This window comes from Pseudomonas arcuscaelestis, assembly GCF_016881005.1.
GTDB lineage: Bacteria > Pseudomonadota > Gammaproteobacteria > Pseudomonadales > Pseudomonadaceae > Aquipseudomonas > Aquipseudomonas arcuscaelestis.
The window spans coordinates 129,357-152,899 of record NZ_JACOPV010000016.1 but is presented as its reverse complement, the minus strand read 5'-3'; the positions used below and the strand labels follow the sequence as shown (position 1 = coordinate 152,899).

Sequence of the window (23,543 nt, the reverse complement as noted above, 5' to 3'; positions counted from 1 at the left end):
TATTCGTGCAGATTTCAGCGAAAAGTCCCTGGTGCCTTGAACAACAAAGGCCTTGCTGCAATCCGTTGGCGCTGCAAGCTGTCGCAGGTAAAGGCCTGCGGTCGCTCGATCAGGTAGCCCTGGGCGTAGTCGACGCCTATTTCCTGCAGGGCTTGCTCAATCAACGGCGTTTCGACGAACTCGGCAATGGTGCGTTTGCCCATGACATGGCCGATATGATTGATGACCTCAACCATAGCTCGATTGACCGGGTCATCGAGCATGTCCTTGACGAAACTGCCGTCGATTTTCAGGAAATCCACGGGCAGATGCTTCAAGTAAGCAAATGACGACATTCCGGCGCAGAAGTCATCCAGCGAGAACCGGCAACCGAGGCTTTTCAGCTCGTTGATAAAGCGTATGGCACTGCCCAGATTGGCAATGGCACTGGTTTCGGTGATCTCGAAACAGATCATTTGCGGCGGAATATCATACTCACCGAACAGCCGGCGCAGGTACTCGAGGAATTTGTCATCGCCAATGCTGCTACCCGACAGATTGATCGCACACATGGCCAGTGGGCCATCACCGCGCTCATCCAGGCACTGGCGAATCACCTCGAACACATTGCGCACCACCCAACGATCCAGCGCTGTCATCAAACCGTAGCGCTCGGCGGCAGGAATGAAACTGTCGGGCAAAATGATGCGTCCGTTTTCATCCTGCAGGCGCAAGAGAATTTCGATATGCCCTGACCCGTCATGCTCCCCAAGGGCCGCGATTTCCTGGGCGTACAGGCAAAAGCGGTTTTCTTCCAGCGCCACATGCAGCCGCTGAATCCAGGCCATTTCGCCAAAACGCATGGACAGCTCGCTGTCGTCAGCGTGATACACCTGCACCCGATTGCGACCCTTTTCCTTGGCCATGTAGCACGCCATATCCGCGGCACGCAGGGAGGCCTCAAGGGTGACAGGGGCTTGGGATACATGCACCAGCCCGATACTCACGGTGGTCATGAACGGGCGGTTCTTCCAGACAAAATGCAGGTTCTGAACGGCCTGGCGCAGGCTTTCAGCAATGCGCTCAGCCAGCTCATGCCCACAATTCTCAAGAAGAATGCCGAACTCATCACCGCCCAGGCGCGCGAGGGTATCGCCGTCGCGCAATCCCGCCTGGAGCACCGCACAGATGTGCCTGAGCAGTTCGTCACCGGCGGCATGCCCACAGGTGTCGTTGACCAGCTTGAACTGGTCAAGATCGAGGAACATCAGCGCATGCCGCGCCGGCTTGCGTGCCAAGGTGTTGAGTGCCTGCTCCAGGCGATATTCGAATTCGCGGCGGTTGGCGAGCCCGGTCAATGCATCATGGGTTGCCTGCCAGGACAGATTGGCGATGTACTGCCGCTCCTGAGTCATGTCATGCAAAACCAGCACAGTGCCGCTTATCTGCCCTTCAGCCATGATCGGTGCCCCCACCAGGGTCACTGAGACGGTACTGCCATCGAGGCGCTGGATCAGCTTGGTATGTTCAGTGCCGCCGCTGAAGTCTCCACCCAGAATACGCTCGACCAGTGTCAGGCTGTTTTTCTCGGCATTCTCGTCGAGCAGGCTGAACAGCGCCGCCAGGGGCAAGCCCAGGGCCTGGGCCGCATGCCAGTGAGTCAATTGCTCGGCCGCAGGGTTCATGTAAGCGATGCAGCCTTCAACATCGGTGGTGATCACGCCGTCGCCTATCGACTCCAAGGTAATCTGCGCCCGCTCCTTTTCTACCTCCAAGGCGTTGGCAAAGGCTTGTCGTTGCGCCAGCAGCTTGCTTGAGCGCATCCATGCCAAGGCAATCAGAAAAAAGGCGGTGGCCAGGTTGGTCACCAGCAGCACCCGCAGCAGTACCCGCGAACCTTCGCCCAGGGCATCGCTGAATGCCCGGGCCGCAGGCGTTACACCATCGTTGATCGTGGCGATGCGCGCCTTCCATTCGGCCACATCGCTGGCGGTGGCGGTGTTACTGCGAAAGCCGTCCTGCATCTGTTGAGCGACATCGTTGAGCTGATTCAGAAAGCTATCGCCCACCGACCACAGCTCAATGGCCTTTTCCAGGTAACTGACCTGGCGAAAGTTCAAGTACAACCAGATAAGACTGGAGACATCATCGGGGTGATTGCCGCCCTGCAAAATACCGCGTCGCGCCGCGTCCAGATCCGGTTCGGGCAGATCCAGGGCAGCACGCAGGTCGTGTCCGCCCTGCGGCACGGCGAAGGCAGTCTGGTACTTTGCGAAAACCGCTTCGTCGCGGTTGTCGGCATACAGGTTGAGGTAATAGATGGCGTCCTTTTGCCCCTTGGACCAAAGGCTCTCCCCTGCTACGTAGCCACGCACTGCCGACAAGGCGTAGAGACTGATCCCCCCCAACAATGCCTGGAACAACACCACGGCAACAAATGGCCAGATGATGCCGAACAAGTTCGGGGTTTCGAGAGTCCTTTTTCGCTTCATGAGGTCCCTTGCACACAGAGCCGGATGAATCTTTATCTTATAAAGGCACAGCCTAGGCTATTTGCTCGCAATACTGGAGCGCTTTTCTCCGTTACACGCAGTTTAAGCTCAACTCTGTTGCAGATGACCATACAGCTTGGCGTACAAGCCACCATCGGCGATCAACTGCTGATGATCGCCATCCTCGGCCACATGCCCGCCATCAAAAACCAGTACCCGGTCTGCCTGCTTCACTGCGGACAGACGATGGGCAATGATCAACGTGGTTCGCGCACTGAGAAAGCGCGCAAGCGCCTGGTGCAGGTTGTATTCGGTCGCCGCATCAAGGGCCGAGGTTGCTTCATCGAGTATGACCACCTTGGGCTCGGCCAGTACCATGCGTGCGATTGCCAGACGCTGGCGCTGGCCGCCCGAGAGGCGCACACCCGAGCGACCGACCACGGTGTCCAGGCCACGGGGCAACGCGGCAATGGTCGTTTCCAACTGGGCAATTGCCAGCGCCTGCCAGCAGGCTTCGTCGCTGCAATCACGGCCCATGGTCAGGTTGGCACGCACGGTGTCGTTGAACAGCGACGGATGCTGCAGCACCACAGCGACATGCTCGCGCAAGGTTTCCAGACCGATGTCCTGCAGGGTCGAGCCACCGAAGCGAATGGTGCCGGCCTGCGGGCTATAGAGGCCAAGCAGCAACTGCACCAAGGTGCTTTTGCCGCCACCACTGGCACCGACGATGGCCACCTTTTCACCTGGGGCAATGGACAGGTTCAACTGGTCGAGCACCGGTTCGTCGGCATAGGCAAAACGCAAGCCCTGCACTTCGATACCGACGGTGTCGCGCCCCTTGAATGGGTCGACGCCGCCTGGGTATTGCGGCTCGTCGGCACGCGCCAGCAACTCGTTGAGCCGGCTCAGTGCGCCGCCTGCGGCGTAGTAGGCGTATTGCAGATTCAGTAACTGTTCGACCGGACCGATCATGAACCACAGGTAACTGAACACTGCCAGCATCTGCCCGATCGACAAGTCGGAAAACAGTACGGTGAGCATCGCTGCGGCGCGGAAGATATCGATACCGAACTGAAACAACAGACCACTGGCGCGGCCGCTGGCATCACTCTTCCACTGCGAAGCTACCGCATAGTTGCGCACTTCCTGGGCACGCAAGCCCAGACGCCCGAGAAAATAGCCCTGACGGTTGCTGGCACGGATTTCCTGGATGGCATCCAGGGTTTCGGTCAGCGCCTGGGTGAAGCGTGAAGTACTGTCGTTCTCCAGCTTCTTCAGGTGTTTGACCCGCTTGCCCAACTGCACCGTGGCAAAAATGACCAGGGGGTTGAACAGCAGAATCAACAGCGCCAGCTTCCAGTGCATCCACATCAGGATCGCCGCAGTGCCGGTAAGGGTCAGCATGGCAACCAGGAAGCGGCTGAGGGTTTCTCCGACGAATTTGTCCAGGGTATCCAGGTCAGTGACCAAATGCGTGGTCACGGTGCCGCTGCCCAGGCTTTCGTACTCCTTGAGGGAAATTCGTTTGAGCCGCTCGATCAGGCGGATGCGCAGGCGGTAGACAATGTCCTTGGCAAGGCCGGCGAACAGCTTGGCCTGCACCACGTTGAAGGCCAGCGCGGCACACCGCAGGCACAGCGTAAGCACCAGCATCAAACCGATGTAGCCTGCCGCTACCTGCCAGTTGCCCGGCAAAAACTGATTCATCCACTTGAGCGCGGCGTCACCATGCCCAAGCAACACTTCATCGACCAGCAATGGCAACAAGAGCGGGATAGGAACGCTGCACAGGGCTGCCAGTACCGCGACACCGTTGGCAATCCACAGGGCTTTTTTATGGTGCAAGGCCAGGCGGCGGATTTCCGCCCAGCTCAGCCGATCGGCAACGGCGGGCGCCGGCCCCGGCACAGGGTCGGGTGACCCTGGGACATCAAGCACACGCTGCCTGCTGCAGCCAGCGGCCGAGCAGCGGGCTGAGGGAATCAAGCGGCTGGTAACCGTTGGTCAACAGCGCCAACTGACCATTACGTTCGGCCAGCAAGGTGGGGAACCCGGCGATGCCCAGATCCTGCACCCAGGTGATATCGGAGGCCGTGGCCGAGCGCACGTCAGCACTGGCAAAGCGCTCGGCAAACAGCGCACGGTCGAAGCCGACCTGTTCAGCCAGCTCCACCAGTTTCGGTGCAAGGGTGACGTCTTCACCACCTTGGTAGAACGCCTGCTGGATTGCCGCGAGCAATGCCCAGGTGCGCTGCACGTCCAGGCCGCGCGCCGCCACCAATGCCCGACAGGCGGGCTCGGTGTCGTAGACGAAACCTTCCGGCATCGCACCTTCGAGGGTAAAGGGCTGACCGGTGGCGGTATTGACCGCCTGCCAATGATCAAGGATGTAGCCGCGCGTCGACGCGTCCAGCGCACTGCTGCCGGTACGCAAGCCGCCTGGCACCAGGTGGGTTTCAATACCGGCGTCTCGGGCCTGGGCGATCAAGGCCTGCGCTACGGGTGCAAAGCCCCAGCACCAGGAGCACATCGGGTCCATCACATAGAGCAGGCGTGCGGACATCTATCAGGCCTCGGCGGCTTTGCGGTAATTGTGACCGATTGGGTGCGGCATGTTGCGGGCCTTGGCCAATTCGATCTGCTTCTGCCGGTCAGCGGCGCTGCGACGGGTCTTTTCGCTCAAGCTGTCCCAGCAATGCGGGCAACTGATACCTGGCGAATAATGCTCGGACGCACGTTCTTCGACGCTGATCGGTGTACGGCAGGCATGGCACTGGTCGTAGTCGCCCTCGCTCAGGTCGTGGCGCACAGTGACCCGGTTGTCGAACACGAAGCAGTCGCCCTGCCAACGGGTTTCTTCCTGCGGTACCTCTTCGAGGTATTTCAGGATGCCGCCTTTAAGATGATAGACCTCTTCGAAACCTTCACCGAGCATGTAGCTGGAGGCTTTTTCGCAACGAATGCCGCCGGTGCAAAACATGGCCACTTTTTTGTGGCGCGAGGGGTCGAAGTTGGCCTTGATGTAGTCCGGAAACTCACGAAAGGTAGTGGTTTTCGGATCAATTGCGCCTTCAAAGGTGCCGATGGCCACTTCGTAGTCGTTACGGGTGTCGATGAGCAGCACTTGCGGGTCGCTGATCAGCGCATTCCAGTCCTTGGGCTCAACGTAGGTACCAACCTTGTGGTTAGGGTCTACGCCTGGCACACCCAGGGTAACGATCTCTTTCTTGAGCTTGACCTTGGTGCGATAGAACGGTTGTTCATCGCAATAGGATTCCTTATGGTCGATATCCACCAGCCGTGCGTCGCTGCGCAGCCAGCTCAACAGGCCATCAATCCCTTCACGGGTGCCCGACACGGTACCGTTGATGCCTTCTTCGGCCAGCAGCAAAGTGCCCTTGACGTCGTTGCTCAACATGGTTTCGAGCAGCGGTTCGCGCAGCTCGACGTAATCTTTCAGGGTGACGAATTTGTACAGCGCCGCCACGACGATAGCTTGGGTCATGCAATGAATCTCCAGGTGGTCACCCTCGTAAAGGGCGGACCGGATGACAAAAAAAACGCGCCGTCGAGCGGCGCGTTGCACATTCTAGCAAAAACCTGACGATGAAATCAGTGTTTGCTACCACCTGCACAGGTGGGTGAAGCGGGTGCTGCGCCGACTTTCTGCCATTCCTCAGGGGTGTAGGTATGCAGGGCCAAGGCATGCACCTGGCCCATCAACTCGCCGAGGGTGGCATAAACCTTCTGGTGGCGCTTCACGCTGTTCAGGCCAGTAAACTGCTCGCTGACCAGTACAGCCTTGTAATGGGTTTCCTGCCCACGGCTGTGCATATGGCTTTCGTCGAGCACCGACAGGTGCTGAGGCGCCAGCGCGGCCAGGCTTTGTTCAATCTTTTGCTGCATGGACATGGACGGCTCCGCGTATTACTTCTTCGCTGGCGCGGCGGCCTTGCCAGCGTTCGGGTCAAGTTCCTTGGTCATATCAGCCAACAGCTTGTTGACCACCGGCACTGCACTTTCCAGCTTTTGCTGGGTCAGTTGCGCCGATTGCTGGGTAACCTGAGGCATTTTTTCCAGGACTTTCTTGCCCAGCGGCGACTGGTAGAAGGCTACCAGGTCTTTCAACTCGCTTTCGCTGAAGGTGCTGGTGTACAGCTTGACCATGTCGGGCTTGAGCTTGTTCCAGCCGATAGCCTGGTCCAGCGCGGCGTTGGCCTTGGCCTGGTAGCTGTCGAGCACGGACTTTTTCGAAGCAGGCGCCTTGGTCTGCTCGAAACGCTGGGCAAACATCTGCTGGACCTGCATATACACCGGGGTGCCCAGCTTGTCAGCGTGCGCCATCATGAGGAATTTTTCGGCACTGGCGTTGTGGCTGGCGGTATCGGCAAGCACCTGGCCGCTGGCGCAGACCAGCGCAACAGCAGTGCAAAGGGCGCGAAGACGGGTCATCGTAATTCCTTCATTAGGACAGAGGAGGTAGTACCCCAGAGTAGAGCATTCTGCGCCGACTCGGGCGCAGCACTCAAGTGGGTCGACGAGCGATGGAACCGCTGCGACTAAAAGAGACCTAAACTGCGAATTCAGACCACAAGGGAGTGAGTGCAGTATGAGCCGTATCGAAACTGACAGCCTGGGACAGGTCGAAGTTCCTGAGCAGGCCTACTGGGGAGCCCAGACACAACGCTCGATGATCAACTTCGCCATCGGCAAGGAGCGCATGCCAATCGCTGTCCTGCATGCGCTGGCAATGATCAAAAAGGCTGCTGCACGGGTCAATAACCGCAACGGAGACCTGCCGGCCGATATTTCCCGCCTGATCGAACAAGCGGCCGATGAAGTGCTCGATGGCCAGTTGGACGATCAGTTTCCACTCGTCGTCTGGCAGACAGGCAGTGGCACGCAAAGCAACATGAACGTTAATGAAGTTATCGCCGGGCGCGCCAACGAACTGGCCGGCAAAGGCCGCGGCGGCAAGATTCCGGTTCACCCCAACGATCATGTCAATCGCTCGCAAAGTTCCAACGACTGCTTCCCAACGGCCATGCACATTGCCGCGGCGCAGGCTGTTCAGCACCATCTACTGCCAGCGATCACCGAGTTGTCCTCAGGCCTGGCCGAACTCTCGGCACGTCATCTGCACCTGGTCAAGACCGGTCGCACGCACATGATGGATGCCACCCCGATCACGTTTGGCCAGGAAGTATCGGCCTATGTCGCCCAGCTCGATTACGCCCAGCGCGCAATCCGTGCCGCGCTGCCCGCCGTGTGCGAGCTGGCCCAGGGCGGTACCGCGGTCGGCACCGGCCTCAACGCCCCATATGGTTTTGCCGAAGCTATCGCTGCCGAGTTGGCCGCCCTCTCCGGCCTGCCCTTCGTGACGGCGCCGAACAAGTTTGCCGCCCTGGCCGGGCATGAGCCGCTGACCACCTTGGCCGGTGGCTTGAAGACCCTGGCGGTGGCCTTGATGAAAATCGCCAATGACCTGCGCCTGTTGAGTTCAGGCCCGCGTGCAGGCCTTGCCGAAGTACGCCTGCCGGCCAACGAGCCAGGCAGCTCGATCATGCCTGGCAAGGTCAACCCGACGCAGTGCGAGGCACTGTCGATGCTCGCCTGCCAGGTGTTGGGCAACGACACGGCGATTGGCTTTGCGGCAAGCCAGGGGCACTTGCAGTTGAACGTATTCAAGCCGGTCATCATTCACAACCTGCTGCAATCCATCGAGCTGCTGGCCGACGGCTGCCGCAACTTCCAGCAGCACTGCGTGGCCGGCATCGAACCCGATGCCGAACAAATGGCAGCGCACCTGGAACGCGGGCTGATGCTGGTCACCGCGCTCAATCCGCACATCGGCTACGACAAGGCGGCGGAGATTGCCAAGAAGGCCTACAGCGAAGGCACCACCCTGCGCGATGCAGCCTTGAGCCTGGGCTACCTGAGCAACGAACAGTTCGATCAGTGGGTACGCCCGCAAGACATGCTCGAACCGGGTAAAAAAGGCTGAGTCAGCGGGCCAGGCGCACTCGCCTGGCCCGCCAGCCGGCAACCAGCGACGGCCCCAGCGCAGTCAGCACCGAGCCCACTACCACCACCATCGCCCCAAGATATCCCAGCGTGTTGATCTGCTCGGCGTGCACATAGTCCGGCCAGAACCAGGCCGCCAACGCCACGGCAACAAACGTCACCAGCGGCGTCAGCGCCAGGGTGGCACTGACCTTGGACGCTTCCCAGTGCGCAAGCGCTTCGGCGAAAGCCCCATAGGCAACCAAGGTATTGAGGCAGCAGGCGAGCAACAGCCACCCTTGCAGTGGATTCAGTTGCAAGGCTTCAAGCGGATGGACCCACGGCGTGAGAAGCACCGCGCAGCACAGGTAGATGACCATCATCACCTGCATCGAATTCCACACCGTCAACAATTGCTTCTGACTCAGGGCGTAGAACACCCAGATGGTGGTAGCCAGGATAATAGTCAGTACCCCGGTGGTGTAGACACTCAAGGACGTCAGCAGCTCTTCCAGGCGTTGGTTGAAGAACAAGCCAAACCCCATCAGCAGAATCAACAGGCCCACACCCTGCCCGAGGCTGAAGCGTTCCTTGAACAGGATCACACTGGCCACCAACAGCAGCACCGGCCCAAGCTGTACCACCAACTGCGCGGTGCCGGGGCTGAGCAGGTTGAGCCCCATCAGGTACAGCACGTAGTTGCCTACCAGGCCGCCCGTGGCCAGCGCTACCAGCGCCCAGCCTTTGCGCCCCAGACGATTGAACGATGGCAGGCGCTTGCTGGCTGCCAGCCAGGCAAACAGCAGGCCGCCGGAAACCAGCAGGCGAAACCAGGTGACAGTGACCGGGTCCATCACCTGCAACACTTGTTTGAGCTTGATCGGCAGGATGCCCCAGAGCAAGGCGGTCAGCAGTGAAAGTGACAGACCGTAGACCCAGCGTCCGGAAGAAATGTGCATAACAGCCTCAATAGCCCTGTGTGGCGGAAGCCTGAATTCTACGGATTGGCTGTGGGGGCCGACAGGTACAATTGCAGAAAAGATTTCCGCACTTCATTCCCCTAGCGACTGCTATTTCTTGTCTTTCTTGAACGCTGCCTCCAGAGCATTGTTGATAGTGCGCAACACTTTCACCCGCGCCCAGCGCTTGTCATTGGCTTCAACCAATGTCCATGGCGCGATTTCGGTGCTGGTGCGGTCTACCATGTCGCCGACAGCTTCCGCGTATTGCCCCCACTTTTCGCGGTTACGCCAGTCTTCCTCGGTAATTTTGAAACGCTTGAACGGAATCTTTTCGCGCTCCTGGAAACGCTCGAGTTGGGTCTGTTCGTCAATCGACAGCCAGAACTTGACCAGCACTACACCGGCATCGGTCAGTTGCTCTTCAAAGTCGTTGATTTCGCCATAGGCACGCATCCAGTCAGCCTGACTGCAGAAGCCTTCGATGCGCTCGACCAACACGCGGCCGTACCAGGAGCGGTCGAACACGGTGAATTTGCCGCGCGCCGGCACATGGCGCCAGAACCGCCACAGGTAAGGTTGTGCGCGCTCCTCTTCAGAGGGCGCCGCAATCGGCACGATACGGTACTGCCGTGGGTCCAGCGCCGCGGCAACGCGACGAATGGCGCCGCCCTTGCCCGCTGCATCATTGCCCTCGAACACCGCCACCAAGGCATGGCGACGCATGTGCTTGTCGCGCAGCAAACCCGCCAGCCGCGCTTGCTCGGTAATCAGCTGCTCCTGGTACTCGCTTTTGTCCAGGCGTAGGGTCATGTCCAGGCTACCCAGCAAGCTGCGCTGATCGATACTCTCGCCCAGCGGGGCGACGCTGGGGCGATGAATCGGTGCATGCTGGACCTTGAGCGCGGCCTGCAAGCCTTCAAGCAGAATGCGCCCGACTGCCAGGCTGCGGTAATACGGGTCAACACCTTCAATGACATGCCAGGGCGCGTAATCACGGCTGGTCTGGCGCAGCACCCGCTCACCGAAGCGCACAAAGCGATCATAGGTTTGCGACTGCTGCCAATCCAGCGGGCTGATGCGCCAACTGTGCAATGGATCATCCTTGAGCGCCTTGAGCCGGGCTTTCATCTGTTTTTTCGACAAGTGAAACCAGAACTTGAAGATCAACGCCCCTTCGTCACAGAGCATTTCCTCCAGGCGCTCGGCGCCGCGGATGGCCTGATCGAGCACCGCATCCTTGAAATGCCCATGGACTCGCCCCTGCAGCATCTGGCTGTACCAGTTGCCGAAAAACACCCCCATTCGACCTTTTGCGGGCAATGCGCGCCAGTAGCGCCAGGCCGGTGGCCGCGCGAGTTCTTCGTCAGTCTGTTGGTCGAACGTACGCACTTCAATCAGGCGCGGGTCCATCCACTCGTTGAGCAGCTTCACCGTTTCGCCCTTGCCAGCGCCTTCAATACCGTTGATCAATACAATCACCGGGAAACGCGCCTGCTGTTTGAGTTCGAACTGTGCCTCCAACAACGCTTCGCGAAGTGCGGGCACTTCGGCGTCGTAGGTCTCTTTATCGATGGCGTGACCAATTTCAGCGGATTCGAACATACCAGGCTCCCTACATGGATAAGCAAGACTAGCGGATCGAGGCCCTCTTTGTCCGGCAAACAAAGAATGCCCAGGTGAAGACAACAGTGTCGTGTCGATCAGCTAAAATGCCGTTCTAGCCTGACCTGAGCCGACCATGACTGAAGTAACCCAATACGCCCAGATCGACTGGGACGAGCAGGGCCGCCCCCATTCGCGCCAGTTCGATGACATTTATTTCTCCAAGGACCAGAGCCTGGAAGAAACCCGTCATGTGTTCATTGACCAGAACGACCTGCGCCAGCGTTTCAGCACGATGGCGCCGGAGCAGTGCCTGGTGATCGGTGAAACCGGTTTTGGCACGGGACTGAATTTCTTCTGTGCCTGGCAACTGTTCAACGAATGCGCAAACGCCGATGCCCGCCTGCATTTCATCAGCGTGGAAAAGTACCCGCTCAGTCATGCTGACCTCGCTCGTGCCTTGGCCCTGTGGCCGGAGCTGGCGCCCTTCAGCGCTGCGCTGCTGGCGCAGTACGTGGCGGTGCATGATGGCTTCCAGACCTTCGTCTTCGATCAGGGCCGAGTGCGGTTGACCCTGATGATTGGTGATGCCCTGGAGCAACTGCCACAACTCGATGCCGAGGTCGACGCCTGGTTCCTCGACGGCTTCGCCCCGGCAAAGAATCCGCAAATGTGGACACCGGAACTGTTCACTCAAATCGGCCGCCTCTGCGCTGCCAATGCCACCCTCGGCACGTTCACCAGCACCGGTTGGGTGCGCCGCGGCCTGATTGCCGTGGGCTTTGAGATGAAACGCATCCCGGGTATCGGCAAGAAGTGGGAAGTACTGCGTGGGGTCTTTCGTGGCACTCCAGAGCCCCAGGACAACTCGGTAACCGTCGCCCCCTGGTTCGCCCGCCCTCTTGTCTTGACCGGCCCGCGCCAGGCGCTGGTTATCGGCGCCGGGCTTGCCGGTTGTGCCACCGCCGCCAGCCTTGCGGCTCGAGGCTGGCAGGTCAGCGTACTGGAGCGCCACGCGACCGTGGCTGCAGAAGCCTCGGGCAATCCGCAGGGAGTGCTCTACCTCAAGCTATCGGCCCATGGCACGGCGTTGTCGCGTCTGATTCTGAGTGGTTTCGGCTACACCAGACGCCTGCTTCAATGCCTGCAGCGGGGGCAGGATTGGGACGCTTGCGGTGTTCTGCAATTGGCCTTCGACAGCAAGGAAGAGCAACGTCAGGAAACCCTGGCCAATGCCTTCGACCGGCAACTGCTGCAACGCCTGAGTCGCGAGCAGGCGCAAGCGGTGGCAGGTGTAGCGCTGGCCAGTGGCGGATTGTTCTACCCCCAGGCGGGTTGGGCGCATCCGCCGGCGTTGTGCCAGGCACAACTGCAGCACCCCAATATTACGCTGCTGACCCACCACCAGGTGATGCAACTGCGAAAAGTCGATGGCCTGTGGCAGGCCTGGGAAAGCGAGAAATTCCTCGCCAGTGCAGCGGTGGTCGTGCTGGCCACTGCCGCCGAAATCCAGCGTTTCGAACCCTGTGTCGGCCTGCCGCTCAAGCGCATACGCGGGCAGATCACCCGCTTGCCAGCTACCGCCCGAAGCCAGGCATTGAATACCGTGGTGTGCGCCGACGGCTACGTCGCACCGTCACGAGGTGGCGAACACACCCTGGGCGCCAGCTTCGACTTCCATAGCCTGGACACAACCCCCACCGTTGAAGAGCACATCGGTAACCTGCATCTGCTCGATGAAATTTCCAGCGACCTCGCCGAACGCCTCGACACCCACCATATTGACCCACATACCCTGCAGGGCCGTGCAGCCTTTCGCTGCACCAGTCCAGACTATCTGCCGATCGTCGGCCCACTGGCCGAGAGGCAACTGTTCGACCAGCAATATGCCGTCCTGGCCAAGGATGCCCGTCAGGTGCCCAATACTCCCTGCCCCTGGATCGAAGGCCTGTACATCAACAGCGGCCACGGCTCACGCGGAATCATCACCGCCCCGCTGAGCGGCGAGCTGATCGCTGCCTGGATCGACGATGCACCACTGCCGGTCCCCCGCGACGTAGCCGAAGCCTGCCACCCCAACCGCTTCATGCTGCGCGAGCTGATTCGCGGAAAAAAAACTGCGCCAACCTCCAAGCCCTGAGCTAGAAGTACTGCAAGCGGCACCTCCCGCTTGCAGTTCTCAGCTCAAAGCCCGCCATCACCGCATATAACTAATCGTTCTAAAACTCTCGCCAGCCCGCTCGGTCAGTTTCAATGTGCCCGCGTTTTGGGCACCTTCCCCAACGGCAAAACCGGTAAGGACTTATGTGCGGATTAGCTGGAGAGTTTCGTTTCACCCCTGTTGCCCATCCACCACGCCCGGCGGACCTCGCCGCGGTCGAGCGAATGACCCATCACCTGGCACCTCGTGGCCCGGATGCCTGGGGCTTTCATAGCCAGGGCCCGATTGCGCTGGGCCATCGTCGGCTGAAAATCATGGATCTGTCCGACGGCTCGGCGCAGCCCATGGTCGATAGTCAGTTAGGTTTATCACTGGCCTTCAATGGCGCCATTTATAACTTCCCTGAACTGCGTCGCGAGCTGGAAGACCTCGGCTACGGGTTCTATTCAGACGGCGACACCGAAGTGCTGCTCAAGGGCTACCATGCCTGGGGCGCCGATCTGCTGCCGCGCCTGAACGGCATGTTTGCCCTGGCGATCTGGGAGCGCGACACCCAGCAACTGTTTCTCGCCCGCGACCGTCTCGGGGTCAAGCCTTTATACCTGTCGCGCAACGGCGAGCGTTTGCGCTTCGCCTCAAGCCTGCCGGCCTTGTTGAAAGGCGGTGACATCAACCCGATGCTCGACCCGGTAGCGCTCAACCATTACCTGAATTTCCATGCGGTTGTACCTGCACCGCGCACCCTGCTGGCCAATGTGCAGAAGCTGGCGCCAGCCACCTGGATACGTATCGATGCCCAAGGCCGTGTTGAGCAGCAGGTATGGTGGCAGTTGCAATATGGCCCGCGCACCGACGAGCTGGACCTGAGCCTGGAAGACTGGCGTGACCGCGTGCTCGAAAGCACCCGCGAAGCCGTGGCAATTCGTCAACGTGCCGCCGTCGATGTCGGCGTCCTGTTGTCCGGCGGCGTCGACTCCAGCATGCTGGTGGGGCTGCTGCGCGAAGTGGGCGTGGAAGACTTGTCGACCTTCTCCATCGGCTTCGAAGATGCCGGTGGTGAACGCGGCGACGAGTTCCAGTACTCGGACCTGATCGCTCGTCACTACGGCACGCGCCACCATCAGTTGCGTATCGACGAGCGAGAAATCATCGAGCAACTGCCAGCGGCGTTCCGTGCCATGAGCGAGCCGATGGTCAGCCACGACTGCATCGCCTTCTACCTGCTGTCACGTGAGGTGGCCAAACACTGCAAAGTGGTGCAAAGCGGCCAGGGCGCTGACGAATTGTTCGCCGGTTATCACTGGTACCCGCAGGTCGATGGCGCATCGAACCCTTATGCTGCCTACCGCGACGCCTTTTTCGACCGCAGCTTTGACGACTATGCCGAGACGGTTCAACAACCGTGGCGACTCGAACATGACGCTGCCGGCGACTTTGTCCGCCACCACTTCGCTCAACCCGGCGCCAGCGATGCCGTGGACAAGGCCCTGCGCCTGGACAGCACGGTGATGCTGGTCGATGACCCGGTCAAACGCGTCGACAACATGACCATGGCCTGGGGCCTGGAAGCTCGCACGCCGTTTCTGGATTACCGCCTGGTGGAGCTGTCGGCGCGCATCCCGGCGCGCTTCAAACTGCCCGATGGCGGCAAGCAGGTGCTCAAGGAAGCAGCGCGCCTGGTCATTCCCAGCGAAGTCATCGATCGCAAGAAAGGCTACTTCCCGGTGCCAGGCCTGAAGCATTTGCAAGGTGCCACGCTGGACTGGGTACGCCAATTGTTGCTCGACCCAAGCCAGGATCGCGGCCTGTTCGAACCGGCCGCCCTGGACCGCTTGCTCAGCGATCCCCACGGCCAATTGACGCCGCTGCGCGGTTCGAAGCTTTGGCAACTGGCGGCTTTGAACCTGTGGCTCAGCGAACAAGGAATCTGATCGATGAAAGCCCACGCTTCACCTTATGGTCAGCGCCTGGTTCGCGGCCAGGTGCCGTCCTACGAGCGTCTGCAGGCGCAACTGGCCGGCGATGGCAGCGACCCTCACGACCAGCCGCGCTCGCTGCATTGCGGCTGGGGGCGCCTGCTGATCGGTCACACCTACCCCGACCCGCAAAGCCTTGCCTGCGCGCTGCAGGACGAGCGTGCCGGCGAGCGCGATATCGCCCTGTATGTGGCCGCCCCTCAACAAGTGTTGGCCCAGGCGCCCCAGCAGTTATTCCTCGACCCTTCCGACACGCTGCGCCTGTGGTTCACTGACTACCGTCCGGCGCAGCGGGTGTTTCGTGGCTTTCGTATCCGCCGTGCGCAGAACGACAGTGACTGGCAAGCCATCAACGCCCTGTACCTGGCGCGCAACATGCTGCCTGTCGATCCGGCGCTGCTTACCCCGCGCCACCTCGGCGGCCCGGTGTACTGGTTGGCCGAAGATGAAGACACCGGCGCGGTAATCGGCAGCGTGATGGGCTTGAATCATCACAAGGCTTTTGCCGATCCCGAGCACGGCAGCAGCCTCTGGTGCCTGGCGGTCGACCCACATTGCACCCGGCCTGGGGTGGGCGAAGTGCTGGTGCGGCACTTGATCGAGCATTTCATGAGTCGCGGCTTGAGTTGCCTCGATCTTTCGGTGTTGCACGACAACCGCCAGGCCAAGCGTTTGTATGCGAAATTGGGCTTTCGCACCCTGCCGACCTTCGCGATCAAACGCAAAAACGGCATCAACCAGACTTTGTTCCTCGGCCCAGGTCCGCAGACCGGGCTCAACCCCTATGCCCGCATCATTGTCGAGGAAGCCTACCGACGCGGCATTGAGGTACAGGTCGATGACGCCGACGCCGGTCTGTTCACACTCAGCCTGGGCGGTCGGCGGGTACGCTGCCGCGAGTCGTTGAGTGACCTTACCAGCGCCGTGAGCATGACCCTGTGCCAGGACAAGAGCCTGACCCACAAGATACTGAAGAACGCCGGTCTGCAATTGCCGGCGCAACAACTGGCGGGCAACGCCGACGACAATCTGGCCTTTCTCGAAGACCATGGCGCGGTGGTGGTCAAACCCCTGGATGGCGAGCAAGGCCAGGGGGTGGCCGTCAACCTCACCAGCCTTGAAGAGATCAGTCAGGCGGTGGAAAACGCCCGGCGCTTCGACAGTCGTGTGTTGCTGGAAAGCTTCCACGAAGGCCTGGACCTGCGCATCGTGGTCATTGGTTTTGAGGTGGTGGCTGCCGCCATACGCCATCCTGCGCACATTGTCGGCGACGGCCAACATGCAGTCGGCGCGCTGATCGAAGCCCAGAGCCGACGCCGCCAGAGCGCTACCGGCGGCGAGAGCCGCATTCCGCTCGACGACGAAACCCAGCGCACCCTGCACGCGGCTGGGGTCGACTACGACACCGTGTTGCCTGCCGGCCAACGCCTGGCGGTACGACGCACAGCCAATCTGCACACCGGCGGTTGCCTGGAGGACGTCACCGAACGCCTGCATCCGACCCTGGCCGACGCGGCGATCCGCGCCGCGCGCGCCCTGGACATTGCGGTCGTCGGCCTCGACCTGATGGTCACCGCCGCTGACCAGCCCGATCACGTTTTCATCGAAGCCAATGAACGCGCCGGGCTGGCTAACCACGAGCCACAACCCACTGCCGAACGCTTCGTCGACCTGCTGTTTCCACACAGCCGGCCGGCACCCTGAGCACAGGAGGATACATGGCTGAACAGCTACCGGAACCTGACCTCAATTATTTGCAGAAAGTCTTGTTGGAGATGCTCGCCATCCCCAGCCCCACTGGTTTTACCGACACCATCGTGCGCTATGTTGCCGAGCGTCTGGAAGAACTCGGTATCCCCTTCGAACTGACCCGCCGCGGTACCATTCGCGCAACCCTGAAAGGTCGCAAGAGCTCGCCGGACCGCGCCGTTTCAGCCCATCTGGACACCATCGGCGCCAGCGTGCGGGCGATCCAGGACAATGGCAGACTGTCGCTGGCGCCGGTAGGCTGCTGGTCGAGTCGCTTCGCCGAAGGCAGCCGCGTCAGCGTCTTTACCGACACCGGGGTGCTGCGTGGCAGCGTGTTGCCGCTGATGGCCAGCGGACATGCCTTCAACACCGCCATCGACCAAATGCCCGTGAGTTGGGAGCATGTTGAACTGCGCCTGGATGCCTACTGCGCCACCCGTGCCGATTGCCAAACCCTGGGGGTCGACATCGGCGACTTCGTGGCCTTCGATCCCTTACCGGAATTTACCGAAAGCGGCCATATCAGCGCCCGTCATCTGGACGACAAGGCCGGCGTTGCAGCACTGCTGGCATCGCTCAAGGCTATCGTCGACAGCGGCGCACAACCCTTGATCGACTGCCATCCGCTGTTCACCATCACCGAGGAAACCGGCTCAGGCGCGGCGGCTGCCTTGCCCTGGGACGTCAGCGAATTCGTCGGAATCGACATTGCGCCTGTCGCCCCCGGTCAACACTCCAGCGAGCATGCCGTAAGCATTGCCATGCAGGACTCGGCGGGGCCCTATGACTATCACCTGTCGCGGCATTTGCTCAAACTTGCCCGCGACAACGAACTGCCGGCGCGCCGCGATGTGTTTCGCTACTACTTCAGCGATGCCCACTCGGCAATCACCGCAGGCCATGATATTCGCACTGCATTACTGGCTTTCGGTTGCGATGCCACCCACGGCTACGAGCGAACCCACATCGACAGCCTGGCTGCACTGAGCCGTTTGCTGACCGCCTACTTGCTCAGTCCACCGGTGTTCGCCAGCGATTCGCATGCCACCGGCAGCTCCCTGGAAAGCTTCAGCCACCAGTTGGAGCACGACACCCAGATGGAAAGTGAAACGCGAGTGCCGGCAGTCGACAGTCTGGTAGGCAACAATGGTTAGCGCCTACACAGTACGGGCAGGTTTGGCGTAGCATGCGTACTTATTTCGCCAAACCTGCGCTGATTATGCTGATTCCCTACGACCAACTGGAAGCCGAAACCCTCACCCGCCTGATCGAGGACTTCGTCACGCGCGACGGCACCGACAACGGTGACGACACGCCGCTGGAAACCCGCGTGTTGCGCGTACGCCAAGCGCTGGCGAAGAAACAGGCGTTTATCCTCTTCGATCTGGAAAGCCAGCAATGCCAGCTGTTGGCCAAGCACGACGTGCCCAAGGAATTGTTCGACTGATCAACTCGGGTTCTTGGCTACCTTTTCGGCTATTCGTCGGTAGATCTCGGCGCGGTGCACTTCGATTTCACGGGGTGCACTGATACCAAAGCGCACCACATTGCCCTCCACCGACAGCACCTTGACCTTGATTTTCTCGTCAATAGTGATGACTTCGCCAACTTCGCGGCCTATTACCAACATGCTCCGATCCTCCACTAAGCTGAGAATTCGGAGACTGCACGGGGTGTCAGAGCGCTTCAATACTCCGCCGGTCAAATAGACCGATCCCACCAAAGCTGGCGATAACTCCTACAGATTTTCGACGTCTGAGCCAGCTCAGGCACTCTGCAACCGTGGCCCCAGCACGATGATGCTTGCGCCCAGCACACACAGCAACGCACCGATCCAGTCGCTACCCAAGGGCCGCGCCCGCTCCACCAGCGCCAGCCAGAGCAATGAAGTGGCGATATAGATCCCACCGTAGGCGGCGTAGGCGCGCCCGGCATAGGCCGCTTCGACGCGCGTCAGAATCAGCGCGAACAGGGTCAGGCTCAAAAGCGCTGGCGCAATCCACCAGCCGCTTTTGCCTAATCGCAGCCACATGTAAAAGGCGTAGCAACCGGCGATTTCAAAAACCGCCGCAAGAAAAAACAACACGTAATTGATCACACCGGCAATCCCGTTCCAACTGAAAACGGCCCTAGGATAGCCGATCCGGTTCCTCGCCAGTGGCACGCGCCAGGCCTGTACTACACAACAGGCTTGGCTTTGGCGCGCATTTTTTCTGCCATGACGGCCATCTCGTCATAGATCAATTGCGGGTTGCGCTGCTTGAGCGTCCAGGCTTCGCGCCCCTGCTCGTGGGGCAGAATCAGGAACTGACCCTGAGCAACCTGCTGGTAGATGTACTCGGCTATATCGGCGGCGGTAATCGGCGAGCTTTCAAGCAGCTTGCCGACCTGCGCCTTCATCGCCGGGGTCGGACCCCGGAACGAGTCCAGCAGGTTGGTCTGGAAGAACGACGGACACACCACGTGCACGGCGACTTCCTGCTGGCGAAGCTCAATCAACAGGCTTTCCGAAAGCGCCAGTACACCAGCCTTGGCCACGTTGTAGTTGCTCATGGCCGGCCCCTGCATCAACGCCGCCATCGAGGCAATATTGATGATCCGGCCTTTGCTGCGTTCGAGCATCGGTAGAAATGCCTTGCAGCCCTTGACCACGCCCATCAGGTTGATCGACAGCTGCCACTCCCAATCCTCCAGCGACAACTCGGCAAAGAAGCCACCGGCAGCAACACCTGCGTTGTTGACGATGACGTCGATACCGCCAAACTTTTCCTCGCAGGCCTGGGCCAGTGCAGTCAGTTGGCTGTAGTCGCGCACATCGCAGCGCTGCACGAAACCCTGGCCGCCCGCCTGGCTGACCAATACCAGGGTTTCCTTGAGGCCAGCCTCGTTGACATCCGCCAACGCCAGTTGCCAGCCCTCGCGCGCCCAACGTAGTGCGATCTCCCGGCCCAGGCCCGAGCCTGCGCCAGTAATCATCATGCGATTTTGCATAGCCGGATGCCTTGTACGGTTCTGAAAGTTAGCGCCAGTGTAGCGAAGGCATGGCCTGCCCCCACGCTCTATCAGGATGCTGAATGGCACAGGCAAACAGTGATGAAAGCAGAATTAAACTTTTCGCTGCGCAAAGGAGTCGGAATTAACAAGCGGGCATGAAACCCATGACCGATTAGATGGATTGTACCGATACGCCTACTCCCTCAAGTCAAACAAGGAAATTGCCATGGGCACCATTCTCATCATCATTCTGATACTGCTGCTGATCGGTGGTCTACCCGTCTTCCCGCACTCCAGAAGTTGGGGCTATGGCCCGTCCGGTATCATCGGTACGGTTCTTATTATCCTGTTGATCCTGTTGCTACTAGGCAAAATCTAGACGCAGCAAAAAGCCGCAGGCCAATGCAGTACACATACTGCAGTAACGTGCGGCTTGAGGTGTTCAGTTGGTGACTAATAAGGCAGCCCCTGAACCCAGGGGCTGCCTTATTACTTAGTGCGAGACTGCACCGCTGGCACCCAGGCCAGTCTGCGAACGAACAAACTGCGGGAAGAACAACGCGCGTTCCTCGTCAGCTGCCTTGGACTTGTCAGTGATCGAGAAGAACCAGATCCCAACGAAGGCAATGAGCATCGAGAACAGTGCCGGGTACTCGTACGGGTAGATCGCTTTCTCGTGACCGAGGATCTGCACCCAGATGGTTGGGCCGAGAATCATCAGTGCCACGGCGCTGATCAGACCCAACCAGCCACCGATCATGGCGCCACGGGTGGTCAGTTTTTTCCAGTACATCGAGAGCAGCAGTACCGGGAAGTTGCAGCTGGCAGCAATCGAGAACGCCAGGCCGACCATGAAGGCAATGTTCTGGCTTTCGAAAAGAATACCCAGGCCGATCGCCAGAATTGCCAGGGCAATGGTGGTGATTTTCGAGACACGGATTTCATCTTTCTCGTTCGCCTTGCCCTTCTTGATCACGCTGGCGTACAGGTCATGGGACACCGCGGAAGCACCGGCCAGGGTCAGGCCGGCCACTACTGCCAGAATGGTCGCGAAAGCAACCGCCGAAATGAAGCCGAGGAACACGCTGCCACCGACGGCGTCAGCCAGGTGCACCGCTGCCATGTTGTTGCCGCCGATCAGGGCGCCAGCGGCGTCCTTGAAGTCCGGGTTGGTGCTGACCAGCAGAATCGCGCCGAAGCCGATGATAAAGGTCAGGATGTAGAAGTAACCGATGAAACCAGTGGCGTAGAGAACGCTCTTGCGTGCTTCCTTGGCATCGCTGACGGTGAAGAAGCGCATCAGGATGTGCGGCAAGCCAGCGGTACCGAACATCAGTGCCAGACCGAGCGAGAACGCCGAAATAGGATCTTTGACCAATCCGCCAGGGCTCATGATTGCTTCACCTTTAGGGTGAACATCAATGGCTTGGGAGAACAGGGCGTTGAAGTCGAAGTTGACGTGTTTCATTACCATCAGCGCCATGAAGCTGGCACCGGAGAGCAACAGTACGGCCTTGATGATCTGCACCCAGGTGGTGGCCAGCATGCCGCCGAACAGCACGTACATGCACATCAGGATACCGACCAGAATCACTGCGACATGGTAGTCCAGACCGAACAGCAGCTGGATCAGCTTGCCAGCACCCACCATTTGCGCGATCAGGTAGAACGCCACCACCACCAGCGAGCCTGAGGCCGACAGGGTGCGGATTTCTTTCTGGCCAAGGCGATACGAGGCGACGTCGGCAAAGGTGTATTTTCCGAGGTTACGCAGGCGCTCGGCAATCAGGAAGAGAATGATTGGCCAGCCGACCAGAAAGCCGATCGAGTAGATCAGGCCATCGTAGCCAGAGGTGAACACCAGGGCGGAAATACCCAGGAAGGACGCTGCCGACATGTAGTCACCGGCAATCGCCAGACCGTTCTGGAAACCGGTGATACGGCCACCGGCTGCGTAGTAGTCGGAGGCAGAGTTGTTGCGCTTGGAAGCCCAGTAGGTGATGCACAGCGTGGCACCGACGAAGGCGACGAACATGAGGATCGCAGCCATGTTCAAAGGTTGTTTATGCACCTCGCCGGTCAGGGCGTCGGCGGCCCAGACGGCAGGTGCGAAAATGCCGAAGGCCAGAGTTGCCAGAAGACGCCGGATCATTGCTGTGCCTCCTTGAGGATCGCTTTGTTCATCTCGTCGAACTCGCCGTTGGCGCGACGCACATAGATCGCGGTCAGCACGAATGCCGAAAGAATCAGGCCAACACCGAGGGGAATCCCCCAGGTAATCGAAGAGTCAGGGCTGAGCTTGGCACCCAATACATGCGGGCCATAGGCGATCAACAGGATAAAAGCGGAGTAGAGACCGAGCATGATCGCCGAGAGAATCCAGGCGAATCGTTCACGTTTTGACACCAGCTCCTTGAACCGCGGGCTGTTTTGTATCGAGAGATAAATGCTGTCGTTCATTGTTTTTGTCCTCGCAGCACAGATTAGGTAGTACCCGCTCCACTTTATGCTGCCTTTGGACGCACTCCAGACGACCTTAGTCTTAGATGCAAAACTGTTTTACCGAATCGGTAACAGCCAGGAACGACAAGGGCCGCAGCACTGTTGTCAGTGCTGCGGCCCTGGAAGGTGCGCGATAGAGGCGTCAGGCCATTACTTGGCGACCCATTCAGCGACGCGCTCGGGGTGTTTGGCCACCCAATCCTTGGCTGCAGCTTCAGGCTTTGCGCCCTCTTGAATGGCCAACATGACCTCGCCGATTTCATCCTTGGACTGCCATTGGAACTTCTTCAGGAAGGCCGCGACTTCGGGCGCCTTCTTGTCCAGGTCTTTACTGCCGATGCTTTTGACCGTTTCAGAGGCGCCATAAACGCCTTTCGGATCGTCAAGGAACTTGAGTTTCCACTTGGCAAACATCCAGTGCGGCACCCAACCGGTGACGGCGATGGATTGCTGCTTGGCATAGGCACGGCCCAGTTCAGCGGTCATGGCCGCGCCGGAGCTGGCCTGCAGTTTGTAGCCGGTAAGATCGTAGTCTTTGATCGCCTGGTCGGTCTTGAGCATTACCCCCGAGCCTGCATCGATGCCGACGATCTTGTGCTTGAAGCTGTCGTCAGTCTTCAGATCGGCAAGCGATTGCGCCTTGACGTACTCGGGGACGATCAGGCCGATCTTGGCGTCCTTGAAGTTCGGACCGTAGTCGACAACGTTATCCTTGTTCTTGGTCCAGTAATCACCATGGGTGACCGGCAACCAGGCCGAGAGCATGGCATCGAGCTTCCCCGTGGCAACCCCCTGCCACATGATGCCGGTGGCCACGGCCTGCAGTTTGACGTCATAACCGAGCTTCTGCCTGATCACTTCGGCAGCCACGTTGGTGGTGGCGACACTGTCAGACCACCCATCGACGTAGCCGATGCTCACTTCCTTGGCCGACGCGTGTACAGCGCCAATGGCCATTACCAGGGCTGTGCCCACCCCCAGGAGTCGTCGCATTTTCATCAAAGCTTCCCCTCGTCACGTCACGGAAGTTGCATCATCAACCGCTGCCGCCCCCAGACCTGCTCTGGCAACGACCTTTAGGCATCGAGAAGCGACATCACATCGCCAGCTGCCAACGCGG

General features: G+C 59.8%; 21 protein-coding genes. 7 read left to right on the top strand and 14 right to left on the bottom strand.

The window, feature by feature from the left end:
* Positions 1-14: 14 nt before the first annotated feature.
* The 6 genes from H8F21_RS23440 to H8F21_RS23415 all read right to left on the bottom strand — a co-directional run bounded on the left by H8F21_RS23440 (position 15) and on the right by H8F21_RS23415 (position 6,926).
* Entirely contained in the window at positions 15-2,471 is a 2,457-nt protein-coding gene (locus tag H8F21_RS23440) for an EAL domain-containing protein (protein ID WP_203585431.1), read from the bottom strand.
* A gap of 108 nt (positions 2,472-2,579) precedes the next feature.
* Entirely contained in the window at positions 2,580-4,412 is a 1,833-nt protein-coding gene (locus tag H8F21_RS23435; RefSeq protein ID WP_203479579.1) for an ABC transporter ATP-binding protein, read from the bottom strand.
* Positions 4,405-5,037 (bottom strand): DsbA family protein, encoded by a 633-nt coding sequence (locus H8F21_RS23430; RefSeq protein WP_203585430.1) that lies wholly within the window; start codon positions 5,035-5,037, stop codon positions 4,405-4,407. The genes H8F21_RS23435 and H8F21_RS23430 overlap by 8 nt, the downstream gene beginning before the upstream one ends.
* Before the next feature lie 3 nt (positions 5,038-5,040).
* A complete protein-coding gene (gene trhO / locus H8F21_RS23425; protein WP_203585429.1) occupies positions 5,041-5,979 on the bottom strand; it encodes an oxygen-dependent tRNA uridine(34) hydroxylase TrhO in 939 nt (312 codons plus the stop codon).
* Between the two features lie 107 nt (positions 5,980-6,086).
* Positions 6,087-6,386 (bottom strand): BolA family protein, encoded by a 300-nt coding sequence (locus H8F21_RS23420; protein ID WP_136475054.1) that lies wholly within the window; start codon positions 6,384-6,386, stop codon positions 6,087-6,089.
* A gap of 15 nt (positions 6,387-6,401) precedes the next feature.
* Positions 6,402-6,926, bottom strand: coding sequence for a DUF2059 domain-containing protein (locus H8F21_RS23415; protein ID WP_038608281.1), 525 nt, complete (start codon positions 6,924-6,926; stop codon positions 6,402-6,404).
* A 157-nt stretch (positions 6,927-7,083) separates the two neighbouring features.
* On the opposite strand from H8F21_RS23415, the gene H8F21_RS23410 reads away from it, so the two are divergent.
* Positions 7,084-8,478, top strand: a complete 1,395-nt coding sequence (locus tag H8F21_RS23410; protein WP_203585428.1) for a class II fumarate hydratase — start codon at positions 7,084-7,086, stop codon at positions 8,476-8,478.
* A gap of 1 nt (position 8,479) precedes the next feature.
* Here the strand turns inward: H8F21_RS23410 and H8F21_RS23405 are convergent, their stop codons facing one another.
* Both H8F21_RS23405 and pap read right to left on the bottom strand, forming a co-directional pair.
* Complete coding sequence (locus H8F21_RS23405) at positions 8,480-9,436, bottom strand: DMT family transporter (RefSeq protein WP_203479582.1); 957 nt, start codon at positions 9,434-9,436, stop codon at positions 8,480-8,482.
* A 111-nt stretch (positions 9,437-9,547) separates the two neighbouring features.
* The gene (pap, locus tag H8F21_RS23400; protein ID WP_203543003.1) at positions 9,548-11,041 is read right to left on the bottom strand and encodes a polyphosphate:AMP phosphotransferase; all 1,494 of its coding nucleotides are present in this window, start codon (positions 11,039-11,041) and stop codon (positions 9,548-9,550) included.
* 136 nt (positions 11,042-11,177) lie between these two features.
* Between pap and mnmC the strand changes: the two genes are divergently transcribed.
* From mnmC to H8F21_RS23375, 5 genes are all read left to right on the top strand, one after another.
* Positions 11,178-13,181 (top strand): bifunctional tRNA (5-methylaminomethyl-2-thiouridine)(34)-methyltransferase MnmC2/FAD-dependent 5-carboxymethylaminomethyl-2-thiouridine(34) oxidoreductase MnmC1, encoded by a 2,004-nt coding sequence (gene mnmC / locus H8F21_RS23395; protein WP_203585427.1) that lies wholly within the window; start codon positions 11,178-11,180, stop codon positions 13,179-13,181.
* A gap of 164 nt (positions 13,182-13,345) precedes the next feature.
* Complete coding sequence (locus H8F21_RS23390) at positions 13,346-15,133, top strand: N-acetylglutaminylglutamine amidotransferase (protein WP_203479585.1); 1,788 nt, start codon at positions 13,346-13,348, stop codon at positions 15,131-15,133.
* A 3-nt stretch (positions 15,134-15,136) separates the two neighbouring features.
* Positions 15,137-16,882 (top strand): N-acetylglutaminylglutamine synthetase, encoded by a 1,746-nt coding sequence (gene ngg / locus H8F21_RS23385; RefSeq protein ID WP_203479586.1) that lies wholly within the window; start codon positions 15,137-15,139, stop codon positions 16,880-16,882.
* A gap of 14 nt (positions 16,883-16,896) precedes the next feature.
* Positions 16,897-18,081, top strand: a complete 1,185-nt coding sequence (locus H8F21_RS23380; RefSeq protein ID WP_203585426.1) for an osmoprotectant NAGGN system M42 family peptidase — start codon at positions 16,897-16,899, stop codon at positions 18,079-18,081.
* A gap of 65 nt (positions 18,082-18,146) precedes the next feature.
* Positions 18,147-18,374 carry a YheU family protein gene (locus H8F21_RS23375; protein WP_107025990.1) on the top strand — a complete coding sequence of 76 codons (228 nt, stop codon included), beginning with the start codon at positions 18,147-18,149 and terminating at the stop codon, positions 18,372-18,374.
* Here the strand turns inward: H8F21_RS23375 and csrA are convergent, their stop codons facing one another.
* The 3 genes from csrA to H8F21_RS23360 all read right to left on the bottom strand — a co-directional run bounded on the left by csrA (position 18,375) and on the right by H8F21_RS23360 (position 19,918).
* Positions 18,375-18,557 carry a carbon storage regulator CsrA gene (gene csrA, locus H8F21_RS23370; protein ID WP_136475046.1) on the bottom strand — a complete coding sequence of 61 codons (183 nt, stop codon included), beginning with the start codon at positions 18,555-18,557 and terminating at the stop codon, positions 18,375-18,377. It lies immediately after the preceding gene.
* Positions 18,558-18,692: 135 nt separating this feature from the next.
* Positions 18,693-19,025 (bottom strand): YnfA family protein, encoded by a 333-nt coding sequence (locus H8F21_RS23365; protein WP_203585425.1) that lies wholly within the window; start codon positions 19,023-19,025, stop codon positions 18,693-18,695.
* A gap of 80 nt (positions 19,026-19,105) precedes the next feature.
* On the bottom strand, positions 19,106-19,918 hold the full coding sequence (locus tag H8F21_RS23360) for an SDR family oxidoreductase (RefSeq protein WP_203585424.1): 813 nt from the start codon (positions 19,916-19,918) through the stop codon (positions 19,106-19,108).
* A gap of 223 nt (positions 19,919-20,141) precedes the next feature.
* On the opposite strand from H8F21_RS23360, the gene H8F21_RS23355 reads away from it, so the two are divergent.
* A complete protein-coding gene (locus tag H8F21_RS23355) occupies positions 20,142-20,300 on the top strand; it encodes a DUF3309 family protein (RefSeq protein WP_136478888.1) in 159 nt (52 codons plus the stop codon).
* Positions 20,301-20,414: 114 nt separating this feature from the next.
* Here H8F21_RS23355 and H8F21_RS23350 read toward each other — a convergent pair whose 3' ends face one another.
* The 3 genes from H8F21_RS23350 to H8F21_RS23340 all read right to left on the bottom strand — a co-directional run bounded on the left by H8F21_RS23350 (position 20,415) and on the right by H8F21_RS23340 (position 23,422).
* Positions 20,415-22,073: a cation acetate symporter gene (locus tag H8F21_RS23350; RefSeq protein WP_203479589.1), complete on the bottom strand. Its 1,659-nt coding sequence runs from the start codon at positions 22,071-22,073 to the stop codon at positions 20,415-20,417.
* The gene (locus H8F21_RS23345) at positions 22,070-22,381 is read right to left on the bottom strand and encodes a DUF485 domain-containing protein (RefSeq protein WP_107025985.1); all 312 of its coding nucleotides are present in this window, start codon (positions 22,379-22,381) and stop codon (positions 22,070-22,072) included. The genes H8F21_RS23350 and H8F21_RS23345 overlap by 4 nt, the downstream gene beginning before the upstream one ends.
* Positions 22,382-22,573: 192 nt before the next feature.
* Entirely contained in the window at positions 22,574-23,422 is an 849-nt protein-coding gene (locus tag H8F21_RS23340; RefSeq protein WP_203585423.1) for a glycine betaine ABC transporter substrate-binding protein, read from the bottom strand.
* Positions 23,423-23,543 lie beyond the last annotated feature (121 nt).